Annotated in this window: 13 protein-coding genes; 11 read left to right on the plus strand and 2 right to left on the minus strand. The window is 71.1% G+C overall.

What is annotated here, in order from left to right; all coding sequences use genetic code 11:
• Positions 1-34 precede the first annotated feature (34 nt).
• Entirely contained in the window at positions 35-1,444 is a 1,410-nt protein-coding gene (locus O7615_RS05005) for an amidase family protein (RefSeq protein WP_278176097.1), read from the minus strand.
• Positions 1,445-1,460: 16 nt separating this feature from the next.
• The gene (locus tag O7615_RS05010) at positions 1,461-2,603 is read right to left on the minus strand and encodes a cystathionine gamma-synthase (protein ID WP_278176098.1); all 1,143 of its coding nucleotides are present in this window, start codon (positions 2,601-2,603) and stop codon (positions 1,461-1,463) included.
• A gap of 96 nt (positions 2,604-2,699) precedes the next feature.
• On the opposite strand from O7615_RS05010, the gene O7615_RS05015 reads away from it, so the two are divergent.
• From O7615_RS05015 to O7615_RS05065, 11 genes are all read left to right on the plus strand, one after another.
• Positions 2,700-3,026, plus strand: a complete 327-nt coding sequence (locus O7615_RS05015; protein ID WP_278176099.1) for a hypothetical protein — start codon at positions 2,700-2,702, stop codon at positions 3,024-3,026.
• A gap of 2 nt (positions 3,027-3,028) precedes the next feature.
• Positions 3,029-3,739, plus strand: a complete 711-nt coding sequence (locus O7615_RS05020; RefSeq protein WP_278176100.1) for a nucleotidyl transferase AbiEii/AbiGii toxin family protein — start codon at positions 3,029-3,031, stop codon at positions 3,737-3,739.
• A 33-nt stretch (positions 3,740-3,772) separates the two neighbouring features.
• The gene (locus O7615_RS05025; protein WP_278176101.1) at positions 3,773-4,198 is read left to right on the plus strand and encodes an HIT family protein; all 426 of its coding nucleotides are present in this window, start codon (positions 3,773-3,775) and stop codon (positions 4,196-4,198) included.
• A 74-nt stretch (positions 4,199-4,272) separates the two neighbouring features.
• Entirely contained in the window at positions 4,273-4,932 is a 660-nt protein-coding gene (gene msrA, locus O7615_RS05030) for a peptide-methionine (S)-S-oxide reductase MsrA (protein WP_278176102.1), read from the plus strand.
• 286 nt (positions 4,933-5,218) lie between these two features.
• Positions 5,219-5,503, plus strand: coding sequence for a type II toxin-antitoxin system Phd/YefM family antitoxin (locus tag O7615_RS05035; RefSeq protein WP_278176103.1), 285 nt, complete (start codon positions 5,219-5,221; stop codon positions 5,501-5,503).
• Positions 5,500-5,790: a type II toxin-antitoxin system RelE/ParE family toxin gene (locus O7615_RS05040; RefSeq protein WP_278176104.1), complete on the plus strand. Its 291-nt coding sequence runs from the start codon at positions 5,500-5,502 to the stop codon at positions 5,788-5,790. Before O7615_RS05035 ends, O7615_RS05040 begins: the two co-directional genes overlap by 4 nt.
• A gap of 420 nt (positions 5,791-6,210) precedes the next feature.
• On the plus strand, positions 6,211-7,995 hold the full coding sequence (locus O7615_RS05045) for an N-acetylglutaminylglutamine amidotransferase (protein ID WP_278176105.1): 1,785 nt from the start codon (positions 6,211-6,213) through the stop codon (positions 7,993-7,995).
• A 2-nt stretch (positions 7,996-7,997) separates the two neighbouring features.
• Entirely contained in the window at positions 7,998-9,896 is a 1,899-nt protein-coding gene (gene ngg, locus O7615_RS05050) for an N-acetylglutaminylglutamine synthetase (RefSeq protein ID WP_278176106.1), read from the plus strand.
• Positions 9,893-11,083, plus strand: a complete 1,191-nt coding sequence (locus O7615_RS05055) for an osmoprotectant NAGGN system M42 family peptidase (protein ID WP_278176107.1) — start codon at positions 9,893-9,895, stop codon at positions 11,081-11,083. Before ngg ends, O7615_RS05055 begins: the two co-directional genes overlap by 4 nt.
• 382 nt (positions 11,084-11,465) lie before the next feature.
• On the plus strand, positions 11,466-12,395 hold the full coding sequence (locus O7615_RS05060) for a ribonuclease Z (RefSeq protein WP_278176108.1): 930 nt from the start codon (positions 11,466-11,468) through the stop codon (positions 12,393-12,395).
• Positions 12,392-12,901 carry a GNAT family N-acetyltransferase gene (locus tag O7615_RS05065; RefSeq protein WP_278176109.1) on the plus strand — a complete coding sequence of 170 codons (510 nt, stop codon included), beginning with the start codon at positions 12,392-12,394 and terminating at the stop codon, positions 12,899-12,901. Before O7615_RS05060 ends, O7615_RS05065 begins: the two co-directional genes overlap by 4 nt.
• Positions 12,902-13,193 lie beyond the last annotated feature (292 nt).

Below are 13,193 nucleotides of genomic sequence, written 5' to 3' on the forward strand. Positions count from 1 at the left end.
AGATCCTCCCGGGCGGCACCGGGAGCCTAGATGATCACGCGCTGGCGGGCGACCCCGTGCCGACGCGCGGGTATCCCGGGGCGTGCCGGGGCCACGGGGCCGCCATCTCGAACTGGCCCGCGACGCCGAGCAGCAGCAGCTCCGAACCGGGCGGGCCGACCAGTTGCACGGCCAGCGGCAGCCCGTCCGGGCGACGGCCCACCGGCACCACCAGGGCGGGCAGGCCGGCGATGTTCCACGGCGCCGCGTACGGCGCGTACCGGATGTTGGTGAGCATGTTGGCCTGCCAGGAGCGGGTCGACCAGTTGGTGGCCGGCGGCGGTGCGCTCGCCAGCGCCGGGGTGAGCAGCAGGTCCACCGAGTGGTCGGCGAAGAACCCGATCGAGCGCTCGCGCCAGGCGAGCCGGTCGGCCTCGCGGACGTACCCGCGCCGCCACGCCCACTCGCCGAGGGCCACGTGCCGGCGGCTGCGGCGCTGTAGGGCACGCCGGTCGACCCCGGCGGCCCGCACGTCCGCCGCGGCGGCGGCGAACCAGGTGGCGATGCCCTGCAACCCCAGCACGGTCGGATAGACCGGATCGGCCGGGACGGTGTCGTGCCCGGCGGCGGCGAGCAGCCGGCCGGCGGCGGCGACCGCGTCCCGGTTCGGCGCGTCGGGCGAGACACCGCGTACGGGCGAACGCAGCGAGACGCCGACCCGCAGCCGCTGCGGCGGAACGAGCTTGCCCTGGGCACGGCCGGCGAGCACCTGGAAACCGACCGCCGCGTCCGCGACCGTGGTGGTGAGCATGCCGTGCTCGGTCAGGCCGAACCAGTCCTCGGCGCCGAGCTGGCAGGGCACCACGCCGCGACCGGGCTTCAGGCCGACCAGGCCGCAGCAGGCCGCCGGGATGCGGATCGAGCCCAGGCCGTCGTTGCCGTGCGCGATCGGCACCAGACCGGCGGCCACCGCCGCGGCGGCACCCCCGGAGGAGCCACCGGGGGTGCGGGACAGGTCCCACGGGTTGCGGGTGACGGCCGTCTCGTCGTCGGTGATGCCCCAGAGGCCGAGCTCGGGCATCCGGGTGACGCCGAGGATCACGGCACCGGCGCCGCGCAGCCGCCGGACCACCTCGTGGTCGGCCTCCGCCACCGCGGTACGCACCGCGGCGGAACCGTTCCAGGTGGGCATGCCGGCCACCGGAGTGTTCTCCTTGACCGCGATCGGCACCCCGGCCAGGGGCAGGTTGGCCAGGTCCTCCTGCTCGTCGACCTTCTCCGCCTCGGTGACCGCCACCCCGCCGCGTACCGTGCGGAACGCGGCGAGGTCGGCGTCGGCCTTGGCGACGTGGTCGAGGTGGTCGGCCAGCACCTGGGTGGCGGAGACGTCGCCCCGGCGTACTCCCCGGGCGATCTGTTTGGCGGTCGCCCCGACCCAGGTCGGCATGATGTCCTGCACGGCCACCCTCCCCAGCCAGCGGTCAGCCCAGCGCCTGCTCCAGATCGGCGAGCAGGTCTTCGACCGTCTCGATGCCGACAGACAGTCGCACGAGATCGCCGGGAACTTCAAGCGGCGAGCCGGCGGCGCTCGCGTGTGTCATCCGGCCCGGGTGTTCGATCAGGGATTCCACCCCGCCGAGCGACTCGGCGAGCACGAAGAGCTTGGCCCGGTTGCAGATCTCGACGGCGTGGTCCTCGCCGCCGGCCGCCCGGAACGAGATCATTCCGCCGAAGCGCCGCATCTGCTTCGCCGCCACCTCGTGACCGGGGTGGGTGGGCAGCCCCGGGTAGAGCACCTGGCGCACCTTGGCGTGCCCGTCCAGGTAGGCGGCGATCCGCTCGGCGTTGTCGCAGTGCCGGTCCATGCGTACGCCGAGGGTCTTGATGCCGCGCAGGGTGAGCCAGGCGTCGAACGGGCCGTTGACCGCGCCCATCGCGTTCTGGTGGTAGCGCAGCTGCTCGCCGAGGGCGCCGTCGGCCGCCACCAGCGCGCCGCCGATCACGTCGGAGTGCCCGCCGATGTACTTGGTGGTCGAGTGGACCACCACGTCCGCGCCGAGCGCGATCGGCTGTTGCAGGTACGGCGAGGCGAACGTGTTGTCGACCACCAGCAGCGCCCCGGCGTCGTGCGCGACGGCGGCCAGGGTGGCGATGTCGGCGATGCCGAGCAGCGGATTGGTCGGCGTCTCCACCCACACCACCTTGGTGGCGCCGGGGCGGATCGCGGCCCGCACGGCGTCCGGGTCGGAGACCTTCGCCGGGGTGTACGCCAGCCCCCACCGCTCGGCGACCTTGGCGAAGAGCCGGTACGTGCCGCCGTACGCGTCGTCGGGGATGACCACGTGATCACCCGGACCGCAGACGGTACGCAGCAGGGCGTCCTCGGCGGCAAGGCCGCTGGCGAAGGCGAGGCCGACCGGCCCACCCTCCAGCGCGGCCAGGCACTCCTGGAGCGAGTCGCGGGTCGGGTTGCCGGAGCGGCTGTACTCGTAGCCGAGCCGGGGCGCGCCGACGGCGTCCTGGGCGTACGTGCTGGTCTGGTAGATCGGGGGGATCACCGCGCCGGTGCGGGCCTCGGGGGCCTGGCCGGCGTGAATGGCGAGCGTGTCGAAGCCGTGGTTCATTACGCAGACGTTAGTCCTACCTTCCCGTCCCAGCGGGTGGAACCCGGCCCGGTTCGCCTCCGCCGCTCTGTCGGACCGTTGGGCGATACTGGCTCGGTGACCCCGACCGAGACGCTGCCGTCCCGCCTGATCGGTGCAGCCGACCGCATTCCGGCCTCGCTCGACCTGCTGACCGGCCCCGATCATGGTCGCCTCGCCCTACCGGTGCGACTGGCCTGGTCCGGCCTGACCGAGTTCAACGTCGGCGACGCCCGCCAGCGTTTGACGCTCTACCGCACGCTTCTGGATTGCGGGCAGCGTGAGGACATAATCCGTTATGTCAACGCCACTCTGCTGCGGGCCGACTGGCCCCGGATCCGGCGGCTGACTTCCCGGCGCCTGGTTGCCCTCTGGGAGCGACAGCTCCCGGAGTTGGCCGTCTGACTGTGGACGAGTTGCATCTACGGTTGCTACGCATCGGGTTCAATGCTGGTAGCGATCTCGGCCTGGTTCTCGCGGGTGGCTATGCGCTGTCGGCGCACGAGCTGACCACAAGACCCTCTCGAGATATCGACTTCGCAACGGCCACCGCAATGCCGCTGCCGGCGGTGGCCGAGCGACTCGCCCAGGCCTACGTCGCTGCCGGCCTTGCCGTTCGCATCATCGAGACCACCCCGCGAATGGCACGACTCGTGGTGTACACAGAGGCAACAGAGTGTGAGGTCGATCTCCTGAAGGAGGCAATCGGTCCCCCTGCGCAACTCAGCATCGGTCCCGTCCTCGCATTCGGGGACGCCGTCGGGCTGAAGGTGCGTGCCCTGCACGAACGCGCAGCCCACCGGGACTACATCGACATCTGCGCCGCCAACAGTCGACTGAGCTGGCACGAGCTGGAGTCTCTGGGTGCTCAGCACACCAACGGCTTCTCCTTGGAAGAATTGGCCGATCGGCTTGGCGGGATTCGTGAACTTGACCATGAGACGTTCATGTCCTACCGGCTCAGCGAAAGCGATGTCGAGGCCTTGTGCAGGTGGGCGTTTGCCTGGGCGGCGGACATCCGGTCTCGGCTGGCAAGCGGGGAGGCCGGCCCGATCGGCCTGGTAGAGGACGAATGGGACGCCTACCTTGATCCGCCTGATGCCAGGGCGACCCGGTGAGCGAGGTCTCGCGACCGGACATAGCCTGGGCCGGTGGCGGGTTGCGTGTTCTGCGGGATCGTGGCGGGCGAGGTGCCGGCGTTCCGGGTGGTCGACGAGCCGGACGGGATGGCGTTCCTGGACACCCGGCCGGTCTTCAAGGGGCACGTGCTGGTGGTGCCCCACCCGCACCTGGTCACCCTCGCCGATCTGCCGCCGGAGTCGCTGCCCGGTTACTTCGGGCTGGTCCGGCGGCTCGCCGTCGCGGTCGAGACCGGTCTCGGCGCGGGCGGCACGTTCGTGGCGATGAACAACAGGGTGTCCCAGTCGGTGCCGCACCTGCACACCCACGTGGTGCCCAGGACGAAGGGTGATGGCCTGCGCGGCTTCTTCTGGCCGCGTACCCGCTACGCCGACGACGCCGAGGCCACCGCGTACGCCGAGCGCGTCCGCGCCGCGCTGGCGGCGGGACCGGTCTGAGTGGGGACGGGGCGGGTAAGGAAGTGGGGTCCGCCGGTGTTGGAGGCGGTGAAGGGTACGAAAGGAGTCCCACCGTGTTCCTCCGCCGCATGAAGGCCGAGATGATCTCCCCTGACCGGGCCCTGCCCGGCCGCCCCATCGCGATGCCGGTGGCCGACCGGCACGAGGTGCTCGGCAACCCGCTGAAGGGCCCGTTCCCCGAGGGGTCGCAGGTCGCCGTGTTCGGTATGGGGTGTTTCTGGGGCGCCGAGCGACTGTTCTGGACGCTGCCGGGAGTTGTCACCACCTCCGCCGGCTACGCGGGTGGTTACACCCCGAACCCGACCTACGAGGAGGTCTGCTCGGGGATGACCGGGCACGCCGAGGTGGTCGAGGTGGTGTACGACCCCACGAAGATCAGCTACGAGGACCTGTTGAAGGTCTTCTGGGAGAACCACGACCCGACCCAGGGCATGCGCCAGGGCAACGACGTGGGCACCCAGTACCGCTCCACCATCTACGCCACGACCGACGAGCAGCTCGCCATCGCCGAGGCGTCCCGCGACGCGTTCGCGCCGATCGTGGCCCGCGCCGGCAAGGGCGAGATCACCACGGAGATCGACCGGCTCGGTGACTACTACCTGGCCGAGGACTACCACCAGCAGTACCTTGCCCCGACGAAGAACCCCAACGGCTACTGCAACCACGGCCCGAACGGGCTGAGCTGCCCGGTGGGCGTGGCCAAGACGACCTGACCCGGGCATAGCGCTGGCGCGGGTCCGCGGCTCCGCGTCAGCGCTGACTTGGCGTGACCGGCGCACTCCACGACCGTGGCAAACTCACCTCGTGAGGATCAGTCGGGCGAGTGCGGACGACGTCGCAGAGTTGGCCCGGCTGTTGTGGCTGGACACGCTTCATGAGGAGCCAGCACAGCTGTCCGTTGACGCTACAGATCACCGAGCTTGTCGGCCCGGTGATCCATGCCGCCGGACTCCGAAAGTCTGTACAGACTTCGCGCCAGTAACTGCCTATACTTGAGGCATGACTACCGTGCCGTTCACTGACGCCCGCAACCGTCTTTCGGAACTCATCGATGTGGTGGCCTCGACACATGAACGGATAGAGATCACCAGACATGGTCACGCCGCCGCGGTGCTCATCTCCGCCGACGATCTCGCGGCGTTGGAAGAGACGCTAGAGGTTCTGTCCAGCGCCGAGGCCATGCGGCAACTTGCCGAGTCCAAGGCAGCCATTGAGGCTGGCGACATCCTCGACGCCGACGAACTCGCGGCGTTGATGGCGAAGCGGTCGAAGCAGGCACGGTGACTGGCCCAGCCCTCGACCGCTACCGACTTCAGGTCGCCGGCCCCGCCGCACGCGCCTTGGCCGGACGGCTGCCAGAAAAGATCGCCGCAGCCGTCTACGAGTTCGTCACCACCGCTCTCCTCGACAACCCGCATCGCGTCGGCAAACGACTGCTTCTGCCGCCGTTCGAGGGGACCTGGTCGGCCAGACGGGGCACGTATCGCGTCCTCTATGAGATCGACGAAGACGACCGCGTCGTGACCGTGACGGCAATCGAACACCGCGCCGACGCCTACCGGTCGCGTTGATTCGCGGCGCGAATCAGTACGTCACGGTTCGCCAGGGTCGAAGAACCCCAACGGCTACTGCTCCTCCCCCGTGATGACAGCGTGTGAGCAGAACGTACGAGCAGGGAGACTGCGACGCATCCCTATATCGATCACCGAAGATGGCCCGTTCGGCCATTGTCATGCAGCGCGAGACCGGACATCCGATCCCGCAGCTACCGACCGGCAACCGGCTCCGCCCGAATGCGGATTGCGGCATTCGTCACACTCGGTGACCCCGCACAATTGACCCACCGGCCGGCAGGACGGCACGAAACGACCACCGGAGCCGGCATCGTGTCGGCTACTTGATCGCGAGGGCGCGGATTCTAGCAAGGCTGTTACACGACCGTCATGGTCTCAACAGGCCAATCGCAACATCCTCTGGCAGCATGGGCTCACATGTGCGGACTGGCTGGAGAGTTCCGACGGGACGCGACGCGTGCCGATGTCGCCGCGGTGGAACGGATGTCCGCGACGATGTGCGACCGCGGGCCGGACGGCAGCGGGGTGTGGTCCCAGGGGCCCGTCGCCCTCGGCCACCGGCGCCTGAAGATCATCGACCTGTCGGCCGCCAGCGGCCAACCGATCGTCGACTCCGCCGCCGGCCTGACCGGCGTCTTCAACGGCTGCATCTACAACTACCGGGAACTGCGCGCCGAGCTCGCCGCCAGGGGCCACCACTTCTTCTCCAGCGGCGACAGCGAGGTCGTCGTCAAGGCGTACGCCGAGTGGGGGCTCGACTTCGTCGACCACCTGGTCGGCATGTTCGCGGTGGCGATCAGCGAGCGGGACACCGGTCGCCTGGTGCTGGCCCGGGACCGGCTCGGCATCAAGCCGCTCTACCTCGCCGAGTCCCCCGGCGTGGTGCGCTTCGCCAGCACCCTGCCGGCGCTGGTGGCCGGCGGCGGCGTGGACACCACGATCGACCCGGTCGCGCTGGCCCACTACCTCAGCTTCCACAGCATCGTGCCGCCACCGCGCACCATCCTGCGCGGGGTCAGCAAGCTGCCGCCGGCCACCATCCGCGTCTACGAGGCCGACGGCCGCAGCCACGAGCGGGTCTACTGGGATCCACCGTTCCTCCGCCGCGCCGAGCACGGCGGATGGTCCGAGAAGGACTGGCAGGACGCCCTGCTGGAGTCGCTGACCACCGCCGTACGACGGCGGATGGTCGCCGACGTGCCGGTCGGCGTACTGCTCTCCGGCGGCCTGGACTCCAGCCTGGTGGTCGCCCTGCTGGCCGGGGAGGGGCAGCGCGGGCTCTCCACCTTCTCCATCGGCTTCGACGCCGTCGGTGGCCGCGAGGGCGACGAGTTCCGCTACTCCGACCTGGTCGCCAAGACCTTCGACACCGACCATCACCAGATCCGCGTCGCCGCGCAGGATCTGGTGCCGCCGCTGGAGGCCGCCGTCGCGGCGATGAGCGAGCCCATGGTCAGCCACGACTGCGTCGCGTTCTACCTGCTCAGCCAGGAGGTCTCGCGACACGTCAAGGTGGTCCAGTCCGGCCAGGGCGCCGACGAGATCCTGGGCGGCTACCACTGGTACCCGCCGCTGGCGCAGGTCGGCCGGGAGCAGGCACTCGACACGTACGCTCAGGCGTTCTTCGACCGCGACGGCGCGGGCCTGGCCCGGGTGCTCAACCCCGACTGGCTCACCGCCGGCGACCCGGCGCGGGAGTTCGTCGCCGCGCACCTGGCGCGGCCCGGCGCGCAGACCGCGGTCGACGCCGGCCTGCGCATCGACACGCAGATCATGCTGACCGACGACCCGGTCAAGCGGGTCGACAACATGACCATGGCGCACGGGCTGGAGGCCCGGGTGCCGTTCCTGGATCACGAGTTCGTGGAGCTGGCCGCCGCGTGCCCGCCGGAGCTGAAGCTGGCGCAGGGCGGCAAGGGTGTGCTCAAGGAGATCGGCCGCCGGGTACTGCCGCACGAGGTCATCGACCGACCGAAGGGCTACTTCCCGGTGCCGGGCCTCACCCACCTGGAGGGCAAGCTCCTCGACCGGGTACGCGACGCGCTGTCCGCGCCCGAGGCCCGCCGCCGCGACCTGTTCCGCACCGATTACGTCAACGCCCTGCTCGACGCCCCCAACGCCGAACTGACCCCGTTGAACGGAAACAAGCTGTGGCAACTCGGACTCCTGGAAATGTGGCTCCAGAGCCACGGAATCGACTGACCGTGACCGACAGCCTGGCCACCGGGGTCGCCCGGACCGACCGGGGCCGGGGCGCGGGACGACGGTACGAGCGGGTCGGGCCGGGAGGTGATCCGGTCGCCACGGGCGGCAGCGCCGACCCACCCGGGGAGGACGAACGCCCCGGTGCCGGCGCGGGTGTCGTTCTCGACTGCGGCTGGGGGCGGCTGGTCTTCGGCCAGACGTTCGCCGACCAGTCCGCGGTCGCCGACGTGCTGCGCTCCGAGGCGGCCGGCGCCCGGGACATCTGCATCTACCTACGCGACCCGCACGTGCTGGTCTCCCGGCTCCCCGACGAGCTGTTCATCGACCCGTCGCTGACCTACCGGCTGCCGCTCGGTGGGGACCGTCGCGGGCCCCGTCCCGGCTCCGGCACCACCGAGGAGGCCGGCACCGCCGAGACGCCGGCGCCGCTCGACGGCCGCAACGAGCTGCCCGGGGTACGCATCCGCCGGCTGCGCGACGCCGCCGACGCGGACGCGGTCAACCGGATCTACGCGGCCAACGGCATGGTCACCGCCCCGGTCGACGTGCTGGTCGACAACGCCGCCACCGACCGCTTCCTGCACCTGGTGGCGGAGGCGACCACCGGCGAGATCGTCGGCACGATCACCGGCATCGACCACGTGGCGGTCTTCGACGACCCCGAGCAGGGCGCCAGCCTCTGGTGCCTGACCGTCGACTTCAACCAGGCACCGCCGGGCACCGGCCAGGCGCTGATCACCGAGCTGGCCGCCCGGCTGGTGGCCCGGGGCCGGGCGTACGTCGACCTGTCCGTGCTCGCCGAGAACAACGGGGCGATCCGGCTCTACGAACGGCTCGGCTTCTACCGCACCGCGACGCTCTGCGTGAAGCGGAAGAACCCGATCAACGAACGGCTGTTCCTGCCGGCCATGCCGGCCGGTTACGACCGGCTCAACCCGTACGCGAAGATCGTCGCCGACGAGGCGATGCGGCGGGGCATCCGGGTGGAGGTGACCGACCCGGAGTGGGGTGAGCTGCGGCTGACCAGCGGCGGCCGGACGATCCTCACCCGGGAGTCGCTCTCCGAGCTGACCTCGGCGGTGGCGATGAGCCGCTGCGACGACAAGCGGGTCACCCGCCGGATCCTGACCGAGGCGGGCCTGTCGGTACCGCGCGGGCGCACCGCCACCGGCGACGCCGCCGACGCGGAGTTCCTGGCCGAGGTGGGTCAGCTGGTGGTCAAGCCGGCCCGGGGCGAACAGGGCAACGGCATCACCGTCGGCGTACGCACGCCGCAGGCGCTGGCCGCCGCCGTCGAGCTGGCCGCGCGGTTCTGCCCCGACGTGCTGCTGGAGGAGCTGTGCACCGGTGAGGACCTGCGGGTCGTCATGATCGACCACGAGGTGGTGGCCGCCGCCGTGCGCCGGCCCGCCTCGATCACCGGCGACGGCGTGCACGACATCGCCGAGCTGATCGAGCGGCAGAGCCGGCGCCGGGCCGCCGCCACCGGCGGAGAATCCCGCATCCCGCTGGACGACATGACCCGGGACGTGGTCGCCGAGGCCGGCTACGAGCTGACCGACGTACTGCCCGAGGGGCAGGTGCTCGCCGTGCGGCGGACCGCCAACCTGCACACCGGTGGCACCATCCACGACGTCACCGGCGAGCTGCATCCGGTGATCGCCGAGGCGTGCGTGGCCGCCAGCCGCGCGATCGACATCCCGGTCACCGGGCTCGACCTGCTGGTTCCGGCGCCGGAGCGGCCCGAGCACGTCTTCATCGAGGCCAACGAGCGGCCCGGGCTGGCCAATCACGAGCCGCAACCCACCGCCGAGCGCTTCGTGGACCTCCTCTTCCCCGGGACTCGGGCACCGCAACGGCTCTGGACCCCGGCGGGTGCGGCACCATCTGGGACATGACCGTACGCAAGACCACTCCGCTCCCCATCGACCTGGACTATCTGCGCGAGGTGCTGGTCGAGCTGCTCGACATCCCGAGCCCGTCGGGGCGCACCGACCATGTGCAGCAGTACGTGGGCGAGCGGCTCTCGGCGCTCGGCATCCCGTCGACGCTGACCCGGCGCGGTGCCCTCAGCGCCTGCCTGCCCGGCCCCCGCGAGACCGGCGCGGACCGGGCCATCGTGGTGCACACCGACACCATCGGCGGGATGGTCAAGCGGCTGAAGGAGAACGGCCGGCTGGAGCTGAAGCCGATCGGCACGCACAGTGCCCGGTTCGCCGAGGGCGCCCACGTACGGATCTTCACCGACGACCTGGAGCGCGTGGTCACCGGTCAGGTGCTGCCGCTCAAGGCCAGCGGTCACCGCTACAACGAGGCGGTCGACCTGCAGGGCATCGGCTGGGAGCAGGTGGAGGTACGCGTCGACGAGCCGGTCGAGGACATCGCCGGGCTGCGGGCGCTCGGCATCGACGCGGGCGACTTCGTCGCCTTCCTGCCCAACCCGACGGTCACCCCCAGCGGGTACGTCAAGTCCCGGCACCTGGACGACAAGGCCGGGGTGGCCGCCGTGCTCACCGCCATGAAGGCGATGGTCGACGCGGGCCTGAAGCCGGCGGTCACCGCACACCTGTTGATCACCGTGACCGAGGAGATCGGCCACGGCGCGTCGCACGGCCTGGACCCGGACGTCGCCGAGATCGTCTCGGTGGACGCCGCGGTCGTCGCGCCGGGCCAGCAGTCCCGGGAGAACGCCGCCACCCTGGCCATGGGCGACGGGGTGGGGCCGTTCGACTACCACCTGACCCGGAACCTGGCGGCGATCGCCCGCGAGCACGACGTGGACCTGGTCAGGGACGTCTTCGACTACTACCGCTCGGACGTGGCGGCGGCGGTGGAGGCGGGCGCGCACGCCCGGGTGGCGCTGCTCGGCTTCGGCGTCGACGCCACCCACGGCCACGAGCGCACCCACCTCGACGGGCTGCGCCAGCTGACCCAGCTGCTCTGCCTCTACCTCCAGAGCGACCTGGTCTTCCCCGAGTGGGACGCCGAGCCGGAGGGTGACCTGGCCGACTTCCCGTCGCTGGCGGTGCAGCCGGCCAGCGCCGACGGCCCCCGCGAGGGCCCGATCGGCATCGGCCAGGCCTGACGAACCGCCGGCCCCGGCCGGCGCCGGCTGGTCCGGCGCACCCGGCTGCTCCGGCGCACGCCACTGGCCCGGCTGGTCCGGCGCGAATGTGATCGAAATCCGTTGCCGGTGGTCCCGGCGCTGGATAGCGTGGCGGTACACGGGAAAGGAGGTGGTCCAGACTTGTATAGCAATCGGACTCGTGAGGTGGCTGTCCGCTAGCCGCTGTCCTCGACAGTGATCGCCCACCCCTCGGGGTGGGCGCGGTAAGAGTCGTCGAGACCGTGTGGCAGCGGTGCGGCGAAACCACGACAGCCACCCGACCCCCGGGGTGCCGACCCAGTCCAGTCGGCCCGCGTCAGCGCGGAAGCCCCGGGGGTCGCTTCATCTCCGGGGGAGAACCGTGTCCATGCGCGAGCTGGTGGTGCTCGGTACGGCCAGCCAGGCCCCCACCCGAGCCCGCAACCACAACGGCTACGTGCTGCGCTGGGACGACGAGGTGATCCTCTTCGATCCGGGCGAGGGCAGCCAGCGGCAACTGCTGCACACCGGCGTCACCGCCACCGACCTGACCCGGATATGCGTCACCCACTTCCACGGCGACCACTGCCTCGGCCTGCCCGGCACCATCCAGCGCCTTTCCCTGGACCGGGTACCACACCCGGTGGCGGTGCACTTCCCGGCCGAGGGGATCGACTACTTCGCCCGGCTGCGGCATGCCAGCTCCTTCCACGAGACCGCCGAGCTGGTCGTGGAGCCGATCGAGGCGGACGGGCAGCGGATCGCGCTGCGCTGCGGCACGCTGGAGGCCCGCCGGCTGCGGCACCCCATCGACACGTACGGCTACCGGCTGGTGGAGCCGGACGGGTGCCGGATGTTGCCGGAGCGGCTAGCCGCGTACGGCATCGGTGGGCCGGCCGTCGGCGAGCTGCACCGCGCCGGCCACCTCGACCTCGACGGGCGCCGCGTCACCCTGGCGGAGGTGAGCGTGCCCCGGCCGGGGCAGCGGTTCGCCTTCGTGATGGACACCGGCCTCTGCGACGGGGTGTACGCGCTGGCCGAGCACGCCGACCTGCTGGTGATCGAGTCGACGTTCCTGGAATCGGAGGCGGCGCTCGCCGCCGAGGTCGGGCACCTCACCGCCGGCCAGGCCGCGCGGGTGGCCACCGAATCGGGGGTACGCCGGCTCGTGCTCACCCACTTCTCCCAGCGGTACGCCGACCCGGCCCGCTTCGCCGAGGAGGCCCGCCGGCACTTCGACGGCGACCTGGTGATCGCCGAGGATCTCACCACGGTTCAGGTGCCGCCCCGACGGGTACCGTCGGGCAGGTGACCGTCACGCTGCGTCCCGCGACACCGGACGACCTGATGGCGGTGGGTGCCCTGCACCAACGCTCCCGGGTCGCCGCGTACTCCTCCTTCCTGCCCGCGGAGGCGCTGGCCGACCCGACCCCGGAGGCGATGGGTCGATACTGGGCCGAGCGATGGGTCTGGGAGCGGGATGATCACCGGATGACGGTGGCCGAGCGGGACGGCGCGCTGGCCGGCTTCAGCTATCTGGGCCCGGACGACGAGGGTGACCCCGGCACCGGGCTGCTCTGCGCCATCCACCTCGACCCGGCCGAGCGGGGCCGGGGCGTCGGCCGGCAGTTGATGATCGACGCGCTGGCCGGCATGCGGGCGCGGGGCTGGCGTCGCGCCGTGCTCTGGGTGCTGCGCGACAACACCCCCGCCCGCCGCTTCTACGAACGCGGCGGCTGGCAGCCCACCGGGGCGGAACACACCGAGATGATCGGCACCGCGTACGCCCCCCAACTCCGCTACACCCGCCCCCTCTGACAGCCCACCCGGGCCACGGCGGGAATGCGCCAAGATCTCGGACATTTTCCGTTAGCGCAGAACGGAAACTGTCCAAGTCAGCCGGTCTCTTCGGGACGCCGCGCAGGCGCAAAGAGGGCATGCGGTCTGCCGCGCGGTCGGCTCGGCCCGCGTGGACCACGAAGCCCGCAAGGGCAAGGCCCCGTCGGATCACGCTCCCAAGATCTGCACAGTTTCAGGGATACTGCTGCCTCAACTCCGGCCGAGGCAGCAGTATCAGGGAAGTTGCGCGGATCATGAACCCGGACCGGGA

Origin of the sequence: Micromonospora sp. WMMD1082, assembly GCF_029626175.1 — a bacterium.
Lineage (GTDB): Bacteria > Actinomycetota > Actinomycetes > Mycobacteriales > Micromonosporaceae > Micromonospora.